This window comes from Hwanghaeella sp. (assembly GCF_965227365.1).
Taxonomy (GTDB): Bacteria; Pseudomonadota; Alphaproteobacteria; order UBA8366; family Aestuariispiraceae; genus Hwanghaeella.
Genome location: NZ_OZ245754.1, coordinates 4,411,948 through 4,432,146 on the forward strand (window position 1 = coordinate 4,411,948; position 20,199 = coordinate 4,432,146).

Here is a 20,199-nt window from a genome sequence, read left to right on the forward strand (position 1 = left end):
TGGCGGGCCATACGACAGCCGGATTTGGGGCAGACGGAAACTCGAACTTCGGAAGGTGACGTTCCATGGCGTGCCTGAGAGCATTATTTTTCCTTATCATACTACCTGCAACATCTATTGCATCCCTCGGTACCGCCTGGGCGGATATCGGCCGGGTCAAGAATGCCAGCGGCGAGGCCATCGTCGAACGCGATGGTGCGGTGATTCCAGCTACGCCGGGCCTGGCCCTGCAGGAATCCGACGCGCTGATCACCGGCAAGGACGGAACGCTGGGGGTCACCTTTGTCGACAACAGCCGTTTCAGCGCCGGACCGAACAGCCGTATCGAACTTTCCCGGTTCCGCTTCAACGCGACGACGCATGACGGCCAGTTCGATAGCCGCCTGCAAAAAGGGTCGGTCGCGATCATTTCCGGGCAGATCGCCAAGAAGACGCCCGATGCCATGAAGATCCGCACGCCATCATCCATCCTGGGTGTCCGCGGCACCGAATTCGTGGTCGAGGCAAACTGATGACGATGCGTGGTAATTTCCTGATTCGGGTCGCGGCGCTGGCTGTTTTCCTGATGCTCGCGGCTTGCGCGCGGGACACGGTCACGCTGCTGCCCGGCGCCGATGGCGGCAGTTCCGGCACCGTCGCGGTCCTGACGGAAGACGGCAAGTCCGTCGCCTTGATCGATCGACCCTATCAGGTCGGCCGGATCCGCGGCGGCGCCGTCGAAACAAGGACCACCAATGCGGAGGAAGTTCGCAGGAATTACGGCGCGTTGATCGATACGCTGCCGCCCGACCCGACCGTCTATATCCTGTATTTCGAGGAAGGCACGACGACTTTGACCGCCGCCTCGATGCCGGAACTGGACAAACTGCTGGCTGAGGTTCCCCGGCGCCCGGGCGCGGAAGTGCAGGTCACGGGCCATACCGACACGGTCGGAAAGGAAGTGGACAACGATATCCTGTCGCTGAAACGCGCCGCGGTCGTCCGCGATCTTCTGATCGACAGGGGATTGGCGCCGGGGGATGTAATTTCCGTTGGCCGCGGGGAACGTGAACTGCTGATCGAGACCGCCGACGAAACGAATGAAGCGCGCAATCGCCGGGTCGAGGTCACGGTTCGATAAGCCCCTCTTCCGGCGCGGTCATGCGCCGGTGAAGCGTATCGCCATCAAGGTCAGATCGTCGGTGGGATCCGTGCCGTCCTCGAATTGGCGGACGTCACGGACCACGGAATTAAGGCCGGCCTTCAGGTCGGCCTCTCTACCCAACCGGGCAAGCCCCGTGACCAATCGTTCATGACCGAAGAGGTCGCCCGCCTTGTTCCGGGCTTCGGTAACGCCGTCGGTTGTTATCACCAGGGTTTCACCGGGCGCCAGCGTGACCTCCTCCATCGGATAGGGGAAACCTTCGAACACGCATAACGGCGGGCCGCCGTCGCTTTTCAGCACGCGCACGCTGCCGTCCGCGCCGAGGATATGCGGATCCTCATGCCCGGCATTGCAGAACTCCACGCGGCCGGTCCGGCCGTCGATCACACCGGCGAAGACCGTGACGAAAAGTTCCGCCGGGTTTTCCCGGGAAATCTCGTCATTCGCCAATTCCATGATCTCGTCCATGGATTGCTCGGGCCCGCGCAACGCCGCGCTCTTGCTCATCGCTTTGCTCAACGCCATGAACAGAGACGCGGGAATGCCCTTGCCGGTGACATCGCCGACCAGGAAGAAGAGCCTGTCGCCGTCGACCATGAAGGCATCGTAGAGATCCCCGCCTACCTCTTTCGCGGATTCCAGGAAAGCCTGAATATCGATCGTTTCAGGCAAACCGTGAAGAGCCGTTACGTCCGGCAGGATGCCCATCTGGATGTCACGTGCCGCCTGCAGTTCGCCGGCGATCCGCGCCGCACTGAGCCGTTCCTTCTGCAAGGCCGCCCGCAGGGAGCGTCGGCGGCGGTCCATCTCTGTCAGCAGCGCCCCCAGCATGGTCAGGTACACAGCAGAGGCAAAGACGCCGGGGAGCAGCGGGTCGAGCAATACATTCTGGGTGACGAATGCCGTGTGCGATGCGCCCCCGGCCACCAGAATGCCGACCAGGAACAGGCCCGTGGTCATCCAGACCGGGCGGACCGGCATCATGTAGATCACCGCTCCCCCCAGGATGAGCAGGATGCAGATCTCGGCCAACACGGCCCAATCGGGCCGCTGCAGGCGCGAACCGAGCAACAGGTTCTCCAGCACCTGGGCCTGGATCTCGACACCGTGAACAAGAGGGGAGACCGGGGTCGATCGTTTATCGATCACGCCGATCCCGGTCACACCGACCAGCACGATCCGGTTCTCGAAAGCGTCCGGATCGATGATGCCCGCCAGGATGTCACCCGCGGAGACAAATCTGTTTTCCAGCGATGGCGTAAAGTACGGCTGGATTCTGCCGTCCGGGTCCGTGGCAAAGAAATTCCCGCCGATATCGATCCCCTGGACGGCGCCGTCCTTTCCGGTCACGACCGATGTCGGGGAGCCCAGGGCGACACGCAGTACCTCCAGCGTCATGCTGCCATGCGCCTGGCCCGCAACATTCACCGCCAGCGGAACACGCCGAACCACGCCGTCGGCGTCGGGCGCCCCGTTCAGGGTGCCCAGCCCAATGGCGCGGGCCTCCAGTTCGGGCAGGTTCGCGACGACCGCGTCCGCCTTGGGCAATGCATTTAAAAGGGACGGGTCCTGCAGTTCGGTCGGCGGATACAGCGGGTCCGCCCCTTTCCAGGGCTCCGCCGCGGCGCCGTTCACGGCGGCCCGGCCAAGCACGATCGGCAGGCGTCCGATGACATTCGCGAAAGTCTCGTCATTGCTTGGCAGCCCTTGCAGGGCGGTCCGAAGATCCTCCGGCAGTTCCTTGCGGAATTCCACCAGTGCCTGCGGCGACAGACGATCCGGTTCGGGGAAGATCAAATCGAGACCGACAACGATCGCCCCGCGCAGCACGACGCCCTGAACCAGTTCCGCGATCACATGCCGGGGCCAGGGCCATTGCCCGTAGCGCCGCAGGCTCGCCTCGTCGATTTCGACGATCCGGACCGGCAGGTTTTCCGCGGCTCGCGGTGCCAGTCTGTGATTGATGTCGGACGCGATGTTCCGCCAGCCTTGCAGCGTATCGCCCGAAATAACCAGGATCACGGCCGCGGCCAACATCACCAGAAGCGCGACCGGGCGACCCTTTCCCGCCACGATGAGGCGGGCCCATTTCCGCTCCGACCATCCCATGTCGGACCGGTCATCCACGGCGCGGCCGGCTTGTTCGTCGGCATCGCGAACAAGGCTTTCCTGTCCCGGTGGGGTTTGCTCGGTGCTCATCGACCTGGTCTGTGATTAAAGATCCACAACCATCCCGTCATAGGCGCAGGATATCCGCAACGCGTCATCCCCGGGTCGGACAAGTTCCTCGTACCGGATCGTTTCGTTGTGGTTCTGCAGGATCATCGCATCGTCATAGACAGGTTCATGATGGAACATGGCCAGTTGCCGCACGCCGGCCTGATGGCACATGTCGACGGCGACAATGTTGCTGGAATGACCCCAATCTTCCTTGACCGAAATCGCATCCGCCATGGAATACATCGTGTCGAAAATGACGAGATCGGCGTCGCGGAGGAACTCGATATGTGCCTCGAAGTCCTCGATATCGTCCAATTTGTGCTCGGCGTCCGTGGTGTAGACGACGGCCTTGCCGTCTTTTTCGAAGCGATAACCGTAGGAATCCCCGTGATGCGGCTGCTTCCGGATCCTGACCGTGTAGCCGCCCATGTCCAACACCTCGCCATCGGTCATGACCGTGAAGTCGCGCGGCGCCCCCATCCAATCCAATGGAACGGGAAAAGAAGGATCGTCCTGCTGCCGGCGCAGCGCGAATTCGATATCGTGACCGCCGATGATCTTCAGGCTGTTCGTGGGGACAAAGGCGGGCCCAAAGAACGGGAATCCCATGATATGGTCCCAATGCGGATGGGACATGAAGAAGGAGTACTTGCCCTTCTTTTCCCCTTCATTGATCCGGCGCATGGAGTCGAACCCGAATTCACGTAGTCCGGACCCCATGTCGCAGATCACGAATTCATCCCCACCGAAATCGATCTCAACGCAGGAAGAAGCCCCGCCATAGGTCCCGGCAATGGAGAAATCGAGTTCGTTGTCGACGAAATCCTCAATCGCCCGGTCATCATCCAGGGGTTTTCCCCTTGCGGCCTGCAAGGCCTGGACGATCTTATCGCGGACCTTGTCAGCCTTCATCGCCACGGGCAGCGACCCGCGCGTTCCCCAGAACTTGACCTGCATATGGGACGCCCCTTCCCGTTATGTCTAAAGCGCGTGTGAAAGGGGTGGAGGGATTAACCCCGCACGCCCGCAACCGCCGCGTCGGCAGTATCGTATATTACGAAAATCTTATCAAAGCGACTGATTTGGAAAATCTCCGCCAGGGTCGGCTGCAGGCCCGCCACCACGACAGAGATCGATTTTTGCTTTGCGGCTTTGGCTGCGAGCATCAGGACACGCAGGCCCACGCTGCTCATGTAGTCCACGCCGGAGAGATCGAAGACAACACCCGTTCCGGCGGCTTCGGCCTCATCCAAGGATGGGATCGCCGCCTGCTCGAACGCGGCGGCGCTTTCATGATCGACCGCGCCTTCCACGGCGAGCACGATCACCCCGTCCTTGATATCCTTACGACATTCCATACCCGGTATAACTCCCTGCCAAAACATCGGGCCGACCGGCCCGCACGCCCCCCAAAAGCGAAAAAATTTCACCCGTAAACTAGTCCAGCTTTCAGGTGGAGGAAATGCCGATGATCCATCAAACCCTTGGATTCACGGCAAAGATTTTGAACGGTCGTTGAAGTCTTACTGCACCTCGACATCCGAACCGGCCATCGGCGCGGCTTTCTCATTGTCGATTGACTGCGCAACCGAGCGGGAAACTGGTGCATTGTATAACAGTCGGCGCGAAACGGAGATAGTGCCGACGAAAAATGCTTCGTCGTTTTCCCTATGATCCGGAAGAACGGCTTGACGTATCTAACTAAAGAACAAGAACCGGGGCCCGCGACGTGTTGGAAAAGCTGTATGACGCCGTTACCGGCGCCGGTGAGAACGGTCAGGCCAAAAAGCAGGATGAACCGTTCAACGGGGTCGTCCATGTTTCGGCCCTGTCCCTGACGAAAATTGCCGACGGGTTGATCAACCCGAAACTCGTCCTGGCTTGGCTCCTGAACGCCGTCGGCGCCCCCGGATTCCTGATCGGGCTATTGGTCCCGGTTCGCGAGGCGGGCGCCCTGCTGCCGCAATTGATCCTGGCCCGCTGGGTTGAGGCAAGCACTCGCCGGAAATGGTTCTGGGTCACGGGCTCGGTGATCCAGGGCGGCTCCGCCCTTTCCATCGCCGCGGCGGCCATGTTTCTCGACGGCCGCGCGGCGGGTTGGGCGGTGGTCGCTTGTCTCGGCGTACTCGCGCTCGGCCGTTCCTTTTGCTCGATCAGTCAGAAGGATGCGCTGGCCCACACGATTCCGAAGCAAAGGCGCGGATCGATTTCCGGCGCCGCGGGCAGCACCGCGTCGCTCGGCGTGCTGGGCTTCGGTATTCTGTTGGCCGCCGGAATCATCCCGCTGACAACCGTCAATATCGCCGGCGCGGTTGCCGCCGCAGGCGCGGCCTGGTTCCTCGGTGCGATGATCTTCAGTGCCCTGCGGGAACCCGCGCAAGAACCCAAAGCGGGCGAGGATACGGTGTTTTCCGCCTTCGTTGCGCCGTTCTTCCAGGACGCCCAGTTGCGTCGCTTCGTGCTCGCCCGGTCGCTTTTGACCGCGACGGCCCTCGCCCCGCCCTTCATCGTCATGCTCAGCGCTTCCGCCGACGAGGAAAGCCTGGGACATCTCGGACCGCTGGTGCTCGCCTCCGGCGCGGCATCCATCCTGTCCGCCTATGTCTGGGGCCGTCTTTCCGACAACAGCAGCCGGAAAACCTTGATGGCCGCGGGCGCGCTGGGGGCGCTGACATTTGCCGTCACCGGACTGGCCGGCCTGATGGTCGAGGGAAGTTTCGGAACCGGTTTCTACGGCATGGCCGCCTCGGCCGCCGCGATCTTCTTCGCCCAGGTGACCCATGAAGGCGTTCGAGCAGGCCGCAAGCTGCACCTGACCGATATGGCGTCGGACTCAAACCGGGCTCGGTATACCGCCTTGAGCAACAGCCTGATCGGTCTGGTTCTGCTGCTGGGCGGCGCCTTCGGCAGCCTGTCCGATACAACCGGCCCGGCCTGGACATTGATTGTCCTGGCGGCTCTATGTGCCTGCGCCGTTCCGGTCGCCGCCCTGCTCCAGGAAGTGCAGCGGCGCGACTGAGGAAACCGCCTCACGACATCACGTGATACCCGGCATCGACATAGGCGACATTGCCCGTGACCGACCGGGCATAGTCCGACACAAGGCAGGTGGCGAGTGCCCCGACATCCTCGATCGTCGCCAGTTTACGCTCCGGGGACCGGGATTTGGCCCGTTCCATCAGACTGTCGAAATTCGCGATACCGGACGCCGCCCGTGTTTCGATCGGGCCCGGGGAAAGGGCGTTCACGCGGATCCCCGACGGGCCCAGTTCCGCGGCCATATAGCGCATCGTCGATTCCAGGGCCGACTTCACCGGTCCCATGATGTTGTAATTGTCGACGACCTTCTCGGCGCCGTAATAGCTGACGGTCAACAGGCATCCGCCCTGCTTCATCAGCGGTTCCGCGAGACGGGCCATTCGCACGAAGCTGTGGACCGATACATCCATGGCCCGGGCAAACCCCTGTCTGGAACTGTCGATGACTCGCCCGTGAAGATCCTCCTTCGGGCTGAAAGCGATCGAATGCAGAACGAAGTCCAACCGTCCCCAGTGTTCCTCGATGGCCTTGAACAGGGTTTCCATCTGGTCGTCCTGCTCCACATCCAGCGGCATGAAGAGGTCGGCCCCGACCGCCTTCGACACCGGTTCCACATGGGGCCTAGCCTTGTCGTTCAGATAGGTCACGGCAAGATTGGCGCCCGCCGCCCTGAAGGCTGTGGCGCATCCCGCGGCGATCGATTGTTCATTGGCAATTCCGACGACCAGGCCGGTTTTTCCGGCCAGCAATCCGACAGGCATATCCATGTCGCGTCTCCCAAGGAGAAGTTGAACGAAGCCTGGAATTGGGATGAGGCGAAGACCGCCCGTCGCCACCCTGAAGATGTGTTCTGGTCTTGGACGCGACCGCGTCGATGAAGACTTACCGCAGCCGTGGCAGGCAGCGCAAATGCCGGATTGTTACATTTTCGCGCTCGGCGGTTGACCTTCCAGCTACTGGAATCCCTATCTAAGGACTGAAACGACCGGGAAGAAAAACGTGAGAGTTACAAGGCGAGAATTTCTAAAGAGCACCACCTGCGCGGCTTTCGCCGCAGGCATTGGCGGCGGCGCGGGCATGTTGGCGGCACGGGCGGCAGAGGCCGCGGCGCCTGTCCTACGGGCCGGCGAAAGCCTGGCCCGGCTGGCGCCGGGCGACTATCCGGAAACACGGGTCTGGTCCTATGGCAACAGTGTGCCCGGCCCGATGATCCGCCTGCGCCAGGGAGACCGATTGACCCGCCGGTTCGAGAACGCCCTGCCGCAGCCCTCGACAGTGCACTGGCACGGCATTCGGATCGACAATGCGATGGACGGCGTACCCGGCGTGACCCAGGACGCGGTCCCCGTCGGCGGCAGCTTCGATTACGACTTCGTCCTGCCGGATGCCGGGACCTACTGGTATCACCCACATAACCGAACCTGGGAACAATTGGCGCGCGGCTTGTACGGCCCGCTGATCGTCGAAGAGGACGACCCGCCGGAGGTCGACCGGGACGAAGTGCTGGTGCTGGACGACTGGCGTCTGACCGATCAGGCGCAGATCCATGAGGACAGTCTCGGCGCCATGCATGACTGGGCCCATGCGGGCCGGATCGGCAACTGGATCACGGTCAACGGCAAGGGCGAATCCCGCCTGTCGGTGAAGCGGAACGAACGGCTGCGGCTGCGTCTGATCAATGCCGCAAATGCGCGGATCTTCTACCTTTCCCTTGAAGGCGCAACCGCCTGGACGGTGGCTCTGGACGGTCAGCCCCTCGAGACGCCGGTGCCCGCGGAACGCCTGTCGCTGGGTCCGGCACAGCGGGTCGACCTGATCGTCGACGTCACCGCCGCGGATGGCGGGGAAGCCTTGCTGATCTCGCACGAACAAAAGCGGGACGGGGAGGAACGCTATGCGATCACCGGCTTTCCGGTTTCCGGCACGGCGCGCGGCGCTGCCCTGCCCGCCCCCGAACCCTTGCCGCCCAATCCGATACCGGCACTGGGTGACCTGAACGCGGCGCGCAAGGAAGTTCTGCGCATGGAAGGCGGCGCCATGGGCCGGATGCAGGGCGCGATGATGGGCGGCGGCTTCATGCACATGCGGGACCTCGTTGGACGCGGCAAGGTCTGGGCCTTCAACGGCCAGGCCGACATGCCGGACGAGCCATGGATCACCGTTGCGCGGGGCGAAACCGTGCGCATCGCCATGACCAACGACACCGCCTGGCCCCATGCCATGCACCTGCACGGCCACCATTTCCGGCAGATCGGCACGACCGGCACGGGACCCTTGCGGGATACCCTTTTGGTAGGACAGGGTGAAACCGCAGAAATCGGTTTCGTCGCGGACAATCCCGGCGACTGGCTGTTCCACTGCCATATGGTCGAGCACAGCGCGGGCGGCATGATGACCTGGCTGCGCGTGGAAGGGTAAACCGTCCTCCCGGTGCTCGACCAATAGCTACCATAAATTACTTTTTTATAGACAAGTGTAATTTAACATTCGAAGACCCCGATGGGCGGCGCTACAGACTGACTTCGTTCCGGTATTTCATGCGCGGAGAACGAATTCACGATGGTCGCCCGAACCCTGCCGCCCGATTGCTATCTGCCCGACCCGGCCGCCCATCGCGGCGAAGTGGACCTGCTGCGCGGGGAGTGGGCGATCCTGGCACATGAGGGCGCGGTGCCCACGCCCGGAGACAATCTCGCGCTGGAGCTTTTCGGCATCCCGATCCTGCTGCGGCGGGACGCGGCGGGCGGGCTTGCCGCCTATCCAAACGCCTGTCCTCATCGCGGCGGGCCGCTCGCCTGGCCGGGGCAATCCTCCACGCGCCTGCTGCAATGCCGCTATCACGGCTGGACCTTCCGTCCGGATGGCGGATTGATAGAGCCGGTCGGGTTCGGCGCGGAAAGATCGGAACTGCATTGCGCCGGCCTCGGCTTGAAAAAACTCCGGATCCACTGTCGCAACGGACTGATCCTGGCCTGCCTCGCCGATACCGGCGGCGACCGATCCGCACCGCCCCTGCCGGAGGAATTGGAGTCACGGCTTTCCGACAGCGTGCTGGTTGCCACCGAGACAATCCCGGCTTCGTGCAATTGGAAACTCTATGCGGAAAACTGGCTCGAACCCTATCACCTGCAAAGCCTGCATCGGGACCTGTCGGCGGATGTCCGGGGGGAGACCTATCGCGTCCGCTGCGGCCCGGATTGGTCGGAACACCGCGCCGTGCCGCAGAAAGGCACATATGGCGGATATTGGGCCTTCCTCTACCCGGCGACGGCGATCAATTTCTATGTCGACGGTTTCAGCATCGAACAGATCAACCCGCTCTCGGAAACCAACTGCGCGGTGCAGTATCAGTTCTATCGTTTCACGGGCACGGGGCGGGAGGACGGCATCGCATCGGAAATCGCGCTTACCCGCACCGTGACGGGCGAAGACGTTGCCGCCGCCGAACATGTTCAGAAAAGCCTGACCGCCGGAATTTTCGAGACCGGCTATGTCAGCGCCGAGCGGGAAGCAGGCATCCTCGCCCTGCACGAATTCCTGCGACGGGGCGCGCGGCGCGGTTGACGCCCCGCGCGATCCCGCCCGCCGTTACCCCCGTTCCACATTTCCGCTGGTCAGCGGCACACCGAATTCCCGGTGGCAGACATCGGCCAGTTTGGCGACGCCTTCACGGATGTTCTCGACCGAGGGATGGCCGAAGCAGAGGCGCATGCGGTGTTTGTTCGCCTCGCCGTCGACGGTCCATTCGGGGCCCGGATTGATGGCGATGCCCTCGGCCGACGCGGCGGCGAAGAGTTTCCGTGTATCGACCTGCTTCGGCAGGGTGACCCAGATATAGATTCCGCCGATCGGCTTTTCATATTCGGCCGCCGCCCCGAAATGCTCGTCGAGTGTCTGGGTCATTGCTTCCGCCTTCTGCTTCAGGATCGGCAGCAGGCCGTTCACGTGGTTGTCGAAATTCGACGGCAGGTATTCGGCTAGGACCATCTGTTCAAGCGCGCCGCTGCCCGCATCGGTCTTCAGCGGCAGGATGTGTTTCAGCACCGCCCAGGGCGCAACGATATAGCCGACGCGCAGGGCCGGCGCGATGGTCTTGGAAAAGGTGGCGCAATAGATCACCCGCCCGTCGGTATCGAGGGAATGGATCGCCGGCGGGCGCTCGCCCTCCCAGATCAAATCCGCGTAGCAGTCGTCCTCGAAGATCGGCACGTCATAATCGCGGGCAATCTGCAGCATTTCCAATCGACGGTCGCGGCTCATCACCGTGCCGGTCGGGTTCTGCACCGTCGGGATGGTGTAGATCATCTTCGGCTTGCGGCCCTGGCTCTTCAGCTCTTCCATCGCCGCCCGCAGGCTGTCCATGCGCATGCCGCCCTCGTCCAGGTCGACGCCGACGAAATCGACGCCCAGGCGGCGCAGGCGTGTCAGCGCGCCGCCGTAATTCGCCCCTTCCAGGACGACCACATCGCCGGGTTCCAGCAGTGCTTCGTTGACCAGATCCATCGCCTGCAGCGACCCGGTGGTGATCAGCACCTCGTCTGGAGAGACGGTCATCGCGGCGCGGCGTTTCAGGTTGTCGCAAATGAACTCGCGCAGCGGCAGATAGCCCTGCGGTCCGCTTTCCATGCCGTATTTCGCCATGTCATGGCCCTCGGCGCGCAGTACCTTGCCGACCGCATCGGCCAGTGCCGCGGCCGGCAGGCTCGGCTCGTCGATATTACCGCCGACGAAGTGATAGGGCGGGTAGCCCTTGAAGGGCGAGGCCGCGGCGGCGGCACGGGCGCTGAGAACGGCGGAATAATCGAAAGACATGGGCTCACCTGATCCTGAAGACTGTTTTGTTCCTTGACCGGTCCCAGGGCGGGAAGCCGAACCGGCGCGGAGAGGATGCTCCGTCATTTGCGGCCATGCAATCGACCGGCTCGGCGGAAAAGGTGAACGGACGGTGGGGGAAGAATGACGTCCCGCAATCGGCGGCGATACGCATTTGTTCGACGGAATTTGGCGACCCAAGGGAAATCGCCGGCCTCACCACTGTTACGCCTCTGCGGCGATCCCCGACCGTATTTCAGATTCTTCCGATTGCCGGATGGGCAACCGGTGTTCAACCAATCTCCACACGATTTCGGCCGGATTCCTTGGCGCGGTACAGTGCCTCGTCCGCTCGGCTCGTCAGCGCGTCGATGCTGTCGCCGTCCGTATATTCGGCGACGCCAAAACTCGCCGTCTTCTTCCCGACGGCAACGAATGACTGAGACTCGATCCGCTGCCTGATCTTTTCCGCCAAGACTTCCGCGCCCTGGGCATCCGTTTCGGGCGAGATCACCAGGAACTCCTCGCCGCCCCATCGTCCGGCTATATCAACGGTGCGGATGCTGTCTTTCAGAATATCGGCGATGGCGATGAGAACCGAATCCCCGACCTGGTGGCCGAAATTGTCGTTCACGCTCTTGAAATGGTCGATATCGAAAATCACGACGGAGAGCGGATGCCCGTAGCGGAGACAGCGCTCGTATTCCGAGGAAAACGCTTGATCGAGCTTCAGCCGGTTGAACAGCCCCGTCAGGCGGTCCGTGATGGCCAGCTTTTCCGCAACGTCTTTCGCCTGATGCAGCTGTTCGGCCAACATCCCCATTTCCCTGGCCTGTTTTCCAAGCGTCGCATTGGCGTGTTCCAGGTCTTCCGTCCGTTGGCGAAGCTGCTTCTCCGCCAGCTTGCGGTCGGTAATGTCGCGGCAGGAGGCGTAGAGATAGGTTTGTCCCTCGAACTCGACCCCTGTCGCATTGATTTCCGCATCATAGATGGAGCCGTCTTTGCGCCGGTGTTTGGTCTCGAAGGTCGCGGGTTGCCTGATCAGGTCCTGGATGGTGCTGCGCAAGGCATCCTTGGGAATCACGGCCTCCCAGTCCGCGACGTTCAACTGCGCCGCTTCCTCGACCGTATAGCCGAGCATGCGGGCGAAGGAGTGACTGAACTGGACAACATTCCCGTCGGAATCGATGACATGTATGCCGTCGCTCGCGGTTTCCAGGATCGTCTGCAAACGATTTTTCGTCGCCTCCAGCGACTGTTCCGCCTCCTTGCGATGGGTAATGTCGTGGACAGTCCCGACGGCGCGGACGGCGTCCCCGGTCGCGCCGATTTCGAACACCGCTCTTTCATGGATCCAGCGAAGCCCGCCGCCGTCCTGCCTTGTGATCCTGTATTCGACGTCATAGGGCTCACCCGATGCGGCCGCTGCGTCATGAGCCGCTTGAACCGTTTCCAGGTCGTCCGGATGAATGCAAGCCAGGTAATCCTCTAGTCTCGGCCCCTCGTCCTTCTTCTCCAGGCCGAGGATACGGTAGACTTCATCGGACCAGACCAGCCGACCATTCGCGAAGTCCTCGTTCCAGGTTCCGAAATTCGCGACGCTGTGGGCTTGCGCCAGGGCAAGCTCCAATTCTTTCCGCTGCGTGATGTCGGTTCCGAGGGAGACGTAACTCTGCAGCTTCCCATGATGGTCGAGCAACGGATAGACAGTCGTGTTGGACCAGTAGGGCTGCCCTTGCTTCGATCTGTGCGGAAGCTCCCCATGCCAAGTTTCGCCTTTTTCGAGGGCCTGCCACAGCTGCTCGTAGTATTCATCCGGGGTATGACCCGACCGGATGACCCGATGGCTCTGGCCGATCAATTCCTCCCGTGAATAGCCGCTCAATGCGCAGAACTTGTCATTGACGTAGGTGATGCGCCGCTGGCTGTCGGTGATGCTGACGATCGCGTGTTCGTCCAGGGCGCGCTTCTGAAACTCAAGCTCGGCGTTCTTCTTTTTCAGGTCGTTGTTCAGCCTTCCCGTTATCATGACGGAATAGCCGATCGACAGCGTGACCGACAGCAGCATGATCAAGATGAAGGCCAAGGCGTGGACGGTACCGGCGTTCAGGAAATCGTTGATCCGCGTTTCGGCGATGGAAAGGCCGCCGCGGCCCGCCATGAACACCGTGTAGAGGAACAGAAAGAAGGCGACGAACGCTTCGGGAACCGAGAATTCCTTGCGGATTTCAGAGACAAGCGATGCCGACGCGGCGGCCGTGACGAGTGCAACCGACCAGGAAATGATGACAATCCGGGCGGAGACATTTGCGTCGGCATAGGTGAAGTATACGAAGCTGGCCGTCACCAATCCGACGAGCAGAAGAAGAAACGGCTTATGCGTTTCCTTGCCCAGAAAGGTTTGGATCCCTGCATAGTGAAGGCAGTACCCGAACAGAATCACATTATTCGCAACGACGATCGACCAAAGCGGATCGATGTAATGGCGGAAGCCGATCAACAGAAAGCCGACCGCCATGCAAACGGCGCCGCCGAGCCAATAGACGGTGGACCGCTCGGATCTGCTAACCCACCAGAGCGTAGCCAGCGACAGTGCCATCAACACGCTGGATAGGGTGGCAACGAAGGCCAAGGTCCGGATATCCAAATCCATGACGACTCCGGCTGGTGAATTTGTGCGTTAAGCCCGATGCGACGAGAGGATTAAGATACCGTCTAAATATTAAGAATACCTAAATGACTGTTTCGGGCGAGTTTCCGCACCGCCGTGATCCGGGATAAAGACACGGATTGCGACCCCGGATCTGAGCAAAACCCGGTTCGGGTAACGTCGGTGAAGGTCACCGTGTCCGACTATGCCCTCTCAATGGTGCACTTCAGATGTGAATCCACCTAATCCGAAATCGAAGGAAACTGTCCACGCGCTTCCTTCCTTGCGCCGGTCGTCCCGGCCCAAGAAGGGATAGACAGGCAGGGATACAAATGGGGCCAGCAGCTATCAGCCCGACAGCTGTCTGACCATCTGCCCGCGGCCGCTTGGCGCTGCGCCAAGGCCACCGACCACGCCTGCGACCACTGAAGCTATAACCCCGAGGACAATCGGCAGAAACAGTGCGGAAACACTCGGCGCCCATGAAACATGCAGCGCTTCCGTGACGATGATGTATCCGCCGGCAGCGCCCGCCAGCCCGCCCAGTATCGCAGCGATAGCGCCGACGACCGCGGCCTCGGCCAACCGAACGAGGGCGATTTCCCGCCGCGACGCACCGACAAGCGAGAAGACCAGCGCCTCTTGCCGGCGCGCATCGACATCGGCGGCGACCAAGGCGGCCAGAGACATGGCCCCGGCGACAACCAGCAGGCCCGCCATCAGGAGAGAGGCCAGCGTAGCGCCGTCGATCACGCCCCGGACCTGCTCGACAAGGGGGCGAATATCGATACCGGTGACATTGCCATGCGTCGACGCCAAGTCCCGCAGCAACCCGTCGATCGCGGTATCGGTCTCGCCCTGCAGGCTCGTTATCCAAGTATGTGGCGCGTCCCGGAAGGGCTGCGGCGAGGCCATCAACAAGTATTCCGGGCGGAACGTGCGGTGATATTCCTTGCGAATGTTCACCACTTCCGAAGTGAAGGTGCGGCCCAGGACGCTATAGGTCAGGGTATCGCCCGGTTTTAGGTCGAAGGCCTCCATCAGGTCTTCTTCCGGCGAGGCAAGGGGCGGCCCATCGTAATCCTCGGTCCACCACGTGCCTGCCAGCAACTCCGCCCCCGTCGGTTCCGCCGTCCAGGAAAAGCTTCTGTCTCCCTCGATCACCCAGGACTTGTCCTCGCGACGTAAAGCCTCCTCGGCCGGAACGCCGTTGACCTTGAGCAAGGTCATGCGCATGAACGGATCGGCCTGCAGCCCCCCCAGTTCCGGGTCATCGGCGACCCGAGCCTCCAGAGCGGAGACCTGATCGGGCTGGACGTCAATCAGTACCAGGTCCGGGACCCGTTCCGGCAGCTCCCCGGTCAAAGCCTGTTGCAGTGAATTCTGGGCAGCCACGATGGCGGTTATCCCAATAATGCCGACGCCGATGGCCACTGTCCGCGTCGCAGTGTGACCGGCGTTCTCCAAACTTTGACGAAGGACAGTGCCGAAGAAACCGCGCGGCCGACGGCGCGCGATCCGACCTGCCACGAAGGTCGCGGCAAGGGCCAGCACCCCGACGGACGCGGCAAGACCGGCGGTTACCAGGCCCGCCAGAATGGGGATCGGCAAACTGAGAGCGGCGGCCGCCAGGGCGGCGGCGACCAGCCCGGAACCGATGACAGCGTGCTGCGGATTGGCAGAAGGTTGAGCCTCACCGCTGCGCATGGCCGCACCGGGTGCGACTTCCGCAGCGCTGGAAAGCGCCATCAAGCCCGTCCCGGCCAGCCCGGTAACGAGGATCGCCGCCACGGTCGCGATCTGTTCAAAGATATTGCCGCTGGCCAAGGGAACATGAAGCCGCGTTGTGATCAGGTCTAGCAGGGGAAGCGCGACGGCGGCGCTCGCGGCCAATCCGATCGCAAGTCCGATGACGCTGGCGACCACCATGATGACAGCATGGAGCGCCAACACCATGCCGGGCGTGGAGCCCGACAGCCGGTAGAGCGCAATCGTCCGAACCCGGCGCCGGATCCAAGCCTTGGCCGCAGCCCAAGCCCCGGCGATACCGATTGCGAAAGCGGTTATCCCGACCATGCCGAGGAAGGTGGTCGTCCGGTTAACTGTCCGCAGGACCCGATCGCCGGCATCGGCGGGTGTCTCCAATTCCCATCCCGCTTCCGGCCGCAACTCGCGCACGGCACCAATCAGATCCTCCGGGCTATATTCCGCGTCGCGCAATCGGTAGCGGAATTCGACAATTGAACCGCGCTGAATCAAGCCGGCGGCCCGCAATGCATCCAAACTTACGATGACGCGCGGCCCCACCATGAACCGGCCGACAGACAAGCGGTCCGGCTCCTGAACCAGGGTGTCGGCGATGACGAAGTCATGATCGCCGAGTCGAAGACTGTCGCCGATGCGCGTACCGGTCCGGGCAAGAAACGTCGCTTCGACGATCGCCGCAGGCGCGGCGCCAACGCCCTTGAGGACCGCCTGGATATTTCGTCCGCTCCCCAGGGTAGCGCGGCCGTATAGCGGATAAGCGCCATCCACGCCCTTGACCTCGACGGCGACCCGAGCACCGCCGGCCTGGGCGGCGGAGCGCAGTTCAGCGACCTCGGAGACCTCTCCGAGATGGTCCAGCCGTGCCTGAATCTCATCAGGCAAAGGCACGTTCGTCGCCGTCACCGCGATGTCCCCGCCAAGAAAGGTGGTGCCACCGCGGCTCAACATGGTCGACAACCCGTCACCCAGCATCCAGACCGCGCCCATCATGAAAGTGGCGATGACGACACAGCCGATGAAAAGGCGCAGGCCGAATATCCCCGCCGCCCACTCCGCGCTGACGAGCGCCCGCAGGACCCTGACCTTATCTGCGCGCGCCATGGGCGCGCGCATGCTGTTCGAGACTTCCTGGGTCACGACCGGACCCTGCCATTGTCAATAGCGATGGTGCGATCACATTTTTCGGCAAGCGCGGGGTCATGCGTGACCAACAGCATCGAGGCACCGGTATCGCGGACCAGGTCGAACATCACGCGAACCACTTCATCGCCGGTTGCCTGGTCCAAATTGCCTGTCGGCTCGTCGGCCAGGATCAGCCGCGGGCCGGCGGCAAAGGCCCGTGCGATCGCGACGCGCTGTTGCTCGCCGCCCGAAAGCGCGGACGGCCGGTGGGTGAGGCGATGACTGAGGCCGACACGGTCCAGCATCCTGGCCGCCTTGGCTTCCGCCTCAACCTCGCCTGCCAACATCAAGGGCAGGGACGCGTTCTGCAGCGCACTCATTGCCGGGACAAGATGAAAAGACTGAAAAACAATTCCGATGCCGCGACGGCGCAACTCGGTACGTGCCGCTTCATTGGCGCGGTCCAGGTCGGTCCCAAGAACCTCCACCATCCCTCCGGTCGGGCGTTCGAGCCCGCCGATCACCGAGATCAGCGACGATTTGCCGGAGCCCGAAGGTCCCGTGACCGCAACGATCTCTCCCGCACCGACGGTCATGTCGATACCGCGCAGTACCATGACCTCATCGCGGCCCGCGTCCTCACCCCCAACGGCTGGATAGGAGAGCCGGGCGTCGGTCAGGCGGACCACCGGTTCCTGCTTTCCATCACCTTGCTGCGCGTTTCGATTTCCGGTCTCGCTGCTGTCGGTCTTCTCAAACAATCCAGTGTCCCACGGTTATGATGGAGAATATGTTCCTTCCTAAACTTAGTCGCCGTTGGGAATTTTCAATCGCGGAAACGGGCTGGGCGTACAAAGCCGACGCCGAGTGACCGTCTGTGCGCTTCGACCCACCCACCATTTGGCACAACAGGCCGGGAACACCGGAAGCGAGGTGAAGCCGGAGGAGAGCGCAGCGGAACTGGCTACGAAAACCAACGTTAGCTCTGAAGAGAAAAACTGGTGTAGCCGAGTGGACAAACATCGAACCAGATGTTTGAGATTTTAGCGGACTGGGAGGGGGCTCTTACCGAGCCCTAACTATTTTAGTGAGCCAAACCTATAGCCCGCCGTATCTTGGCAAGCCAGCAGAAACCAGATTGATCACGGTGGTGCTAAGTATCTCCTCAATGCTGAAGTAGCATGCTGACCTCAAGGCTCCGAATCGTGTTCTCGTAGCCAATCAAAATTTTTCAACCTAAGGCTTTCCTTGGCTATCCGAGCGCAGGATGCGAACAAGTCATACAACTGGCGTCACAATGGAATCTAAACACGAAGATGTGCAGCCAATCACACGGCACGAGTTCTTCGTCGACTGCTTTGATATTGAAGATCGACTACTCGGACGGGCGCACAAATTCGAGCGCGCTGGAAAGAAAGTGACGATAAGGTTGCCAACAAAAAGGGAGATCAACAGAGGTCCCGGCTATAATCCAACCAACTACGGAATGTTGCGGTCTCATCGCCCTGGCCCGCGTGGTGGAATCAGGGATGCGACTTACTCTATTCATCGGGTCTTAGTCTTCATTCAGATGACGGAGTCCGTTCGTGTGCCTGTTGTATTACCGTCGGCTCTGAGAACCCCTTACGAATCGATGTCGAAAGGTGATCAAGAGAAGTTTTCTGATAGCCTGAAACCGTATGGCCTGCTTGCAAACGAGGTATTCCGCTTCTGGCTAAGAGTCATGCGATGGAAAACTGGCGAAGGACTGCTGGGACGAGTCAATCTAGACATGCCTGACCAGGCCCACGGTGCAAACGTCATCGACCCACGACAGAACACGTCATTCGGCACAGGCTATGGCCACTACGTTGTCTCTCGAAATTACTTAGTCACCAATTCCGACTGGCAGGACGCCCGAGCAGCACTGCGAAAAGGTGATGAGCCGCCAGTTTGGGCAAACTGGATCGCAGAGGGGAAATTCTCAGAAGCGAATGGTAATATTCAAGGTGCGGTCGCGTACTACGCTATTGCCTGTGAGTCATTTTTTCTTTCGGAGTTTTTTGATGCTTTCCCAACACAAACTACCGACAACATAATTGATGTTGTTGAGCATCATATTACCGGGAGAATGTTGATTGATCGTTTTGCCAAGCCGAAATGGCAAGGGCTTTCAAAGTCAGATTGGAGCCGCATCCATGAGCTGTTTGATATTCGAAACAAGATTGTGCACACCGGACATAGCCCTACGGTAACCGTCGATAAATGTTCCAAAATTCGAAAGACCGTTCACAAGCTGTTTTATGGACCGTGGGGCAATGAATCACGGTGACATGGCCGTAAATTCCGACGGGTCGGAGCCGAATATGACTGACTTTGAAATCTGGTCCCTCGTCATAGGCGCGTTCTCTGCAATCGGCACTGTTGGCGCGGTCGCCATAGCTCTATGGGCAACCCTCCATCGTAGGAAGCGCTTCGTCGTTAAGGACATTCGTATCAACAGTACTATGGAGTTCCCCAACGGCAACACCGGAGAAAAGCCTGAACTGACAGAATCTTCGGTTCTTTTTCTGTTGGAGAACCGCCAGGAATTCCAATTCGAGGTCTTTTCCGCCTCGGTGACGGTCCATGAGGTCGCGGCGAACGGTCGGTCAGGAATTGGCGGCAGCGGTTTCGCTTCGAGTTATCGAGGCGTCTTCATTCCCGCCCAGAGCCAGTATGAGGTCAAACTCGACGCGTTGGGCCACAAGATGCCTTTTTTGCGGCAACGGGTGGGCAAGATCACATGCGAGATAAAGACCAGCGCTGGCGATGTCGTTGTTCCGTTTCCTGATGGCTGGAAAAAACGCCTCCTCGACAATCTCGTATTCAAGGACGATGAGTAGTTAGGGTGATGGCACTTGTGCCAAGAGATTTTTTGGCTCGGCTGCTGCAAATAACAGGGGTCTGAGGGAAATCAACTGCTCTGGCGCTATTTCCCCCCACCCTACCCCCACTCCCCCCTTCATCGATTTCCGAAGATCGAAGATGCCCGGACTTTCGGATGGGGGAACGCACCGGCCTCGTTAGGACGGCACGGTGGATCGACTCTGGGGCGCTGGCAGAGAAACACGTTCGCTGACACCAGCCTCAACAACTTCGGCCCGCACAAAAAATTCTTCGATTTGCCGTCGCGTGCCTACCCGAGCGAAATCGGGCGAATGAACGGGAGACCAGAAACACAAAACCCCTTGGAAAACCAAGGGGTTAAATTGGTGGAGCCGAGGGGAATCGAACCCCTGACCTCTACAATGCCATTGTAGCGCTCTCCCAACTGAGCTACGGCCCCATCCGGGCGATAACACAGGGCCGATGCCTGCTTTCGCCAATGTCGCGGTTCCTTTGGGAGGGAACCTGCCTGCCGCTTCGGCGTTGCCGCTGCGGCGGGTGCGGGCGGTGTTATAAGCCTTCCCGCCGGTGGTGCAAG

The 20,199-nt window shown here is 61.1% G+C and carries 15 protein-coding genes and 1 tRNA gene; 7 read left to right on the plus strand and 9 right to left on the minus strand.

Going from position 1 to position 20,199, the window contains the following annotated elements:
- The first annotated feature begins 65 nt into the window (after positions 1-65).
- Complete coding sequence (locus tag ACQK2G_RS20180) at positions 66-512, plus strand: FecR family protein (protein ID WP_425406832.1); 447 nt, start codon at positions 66-68, stop codon at positions 510-512.
- Entirely contained in the window at positions 512-1,120 is a 609-nt protein-coding gene (locus ACQK2G_RS20185) for an OmpA family protein (RefSeq protein WP_425406833.1), read from the plus strand. Before ACQK2G_RS20180 ends, ACQK2G_RS20185 begins: the two co-directional genes overlap by 1 nt.
- 18 nt (positions 1,121-1,138) lie before the next feature.
- Here ACQK2G_RS20185 and ACQK2G_RS20190 read toward each other — a convergent pair whose 3' ends face one another.
- The 3 genes from ACQK2G_RS20190 to ACQK2G_RS20200 are packed head-to-tail and all read right to left on the minus strand — an operon-like array spanning position 1,139 to position 4,722.
- Positions 1,139-3,343, minus strand: a complete 2,205-nt coding sequence (locus ACQK2G_RS20190; protein ID WP_425406834.1) for a CHASE2 domain-containing protein — start codon at positions 3,341-3,343, stop codon at positions 1,139-1,141.
- A 15-nt stretch (positions 3,344-3,358) separates the two neighbouring features.
- A complete protein-coding gene (locus tag ACQK2G_RS20195; RefSeq protein ID WP_425406835.1) occupies positions 3,359-4,321 on the minus strand; it encodes an MBL fold metallo-hydrolase in 963 nt (320 codons plus the stop codon).
- 53 nt (positions 4,322-4,374) lie between these two features.
- Positions 4,375-4,722, minus strand: a complete 348-nt coding sequence (locus ACQK2G_RS20200) for an STAS domain-containing protein (protein ID WP_425406836.1) — start codon at positions 4,720-4,722, stop codon at positions 4,375-4,377.
- 371 nt (positions 4,723-5,093) lie between these two features.
- On the opposite strand from ACQK2G_RS20200, the gene ACQK2G_RS20205 reads away from it, so the two are divergent.
- Positions 5,094-6,383 (plus strand): hypothetical protein, encoded by a 1,290-nt coding sequence (locus ACQK2G_RS20205; protein WP_425406837.1) that lies wholly within the window; start codon positions 5,094-5,096, stop codon positions 6,381-6,383.
- Positions 6,384-6,393: 10 nt separating this feature from the next.
- Here ACQK2G_RS20205 and fabI read toward each other — a convergent pair whose 3' ends face one another.
- Entirely contained in the window at positions 6,394-7,170 is a 777-nt protein-coding gene (fabI, locus tag ACQK2G_RS20210) for an enoyl-ACP reductase FabI (protein WP_425406838.1), read from the minus strand.
- Positions 7,171-7,402: 232 nt separating this feature from the next.
- Here fabI and ACQK2G_RS20215 point away from each other — a divergent pair, with 232 nt between their 5' ends.
- Positions 7,403-8,821 (plus strand): multicopper oxidase family protein, encoded by a 1,419-nt coding sequence (locus tag ACQK2G_RS20215; RefSeq protein WP_425406839.1) that lies wholly within the window; start codon positions 7,403-7,405, stop codon positions 8,819-8,821.
- A 141-nt stretch (positions 8,822-8,962) separates the two neighbouring features.
- Entirely contained in the window at positions 8,963-9,967 is a 1,005-nt protein-coding gene (locus tag ACQK2G_RS20220) for an aromatic ring-hydroxylating oxygenase subunit alpha (protein WP_425406840.1), read from the plus strand.
- A gap of 24 nt (positions 9,968-9,991) precedes the next feature.
- Here the strand turns inward: ACQK2G_RS20220 and ACQK2G_RS20225 are convergent, their stop codons facing one another.
- The 4 genes from ACQK2G_RS20225 to ACQK2G_RS20240 all read right to left on the minus strand — a co-directional run bounded on the left by ACQK2G_RS20225 (position 9,992) and on the right by ACQK2G_RS20240 (position 17,515).
- Positions 9,992-11,215 (minus strand): PLP-dependent aminotransferase family protein, encoded by a 1,224-nt coding sequence (locus tag ACQK2G_RS20225; protein ID WP_425406841.1) that lies wholly within the window; start codon positions 11,213-11,215, stop codon positions 9,992-9,994.
- A gap of 292 nt (positions 11,216-11,507) precedes the next feature.
- Positions 11,508-13,868, minus strand: a complete 2,361-nt coding sequence (locus tag ACQK2G_RS20230; protein ID WP_425406842.1) for a diguanylate cyclase — start codon at positions 13,866-13,868, stop codon at positions 11,508-11,510.
- Between the two features lie 345 nt (positions 13,869-14,213).
- A complete protein-coding gene (locus ACQK2G_RS20235) occupies positions 14,214-16,769 on the minus strand; it encodes an ABC transporter permease (protein ID WP_425406843.1) in 2,556 nt (851 codons plus the stop codon).
- Entirely contained in the window at positions 16,766-17,515 is a 750-nt protein-coding gene (locus ACQK2G_RS20240) for an ABC transporter ATP-binding protein (protein ID WP_425406844.1), read from the minus strand. The genes ACQK2G_RS20235 and ACQK2G_RS20240 overlap by 4 nt, the downstream gene beginning before the upstream one ends.
- A 536-nt stretch (positions 17,516-18,051) precedes the next feature.
- On the opposite strand from ACQK2G_RS20240, the gene ACQK2G_RS20245 reads away from it, so the two are divergent.
- Both ACQK2G_RS20245 and ACQK2G_RS20250 read left to right on the plus strand, forming a co-directional pair.
- The gene (locus ACQK2G_RS20245) at positions 18,052-19,065 is read left to right on the plus strand and encodes a hypothetical protein (protein WP_425406845.1); all 1,014 of its coding nucleotides are present in this window, start codon (positions 18,052-18,054) and stop codon (positions 19,063-19,065) included.
- 34 nt (positions 19,066-19,099) lie between these two features.
- Positions 19,100-19,618: a hypothetical protein gene (locus ACQK2G_RS20250; protein ID WP_425406846.1), complete on the plus strand. Its 519-nt coding sequence runs from the start codon at positions 19,100-19,102 to the stop codon at positions 19,616-19,618.
- Positions 19,619-19,985: 367 nt separating this feature from the next.
- Here the strand turns inward: ACQK2G_RS20250 and ACQK2G_RS20255 are convergent.
- Positions 19,986-20,061 (minus strand) — tRNA-Ala (locus ACQK2G_RS20255).
- Positions 20,062-20,199: the final 138 nt, after the last annotated feature.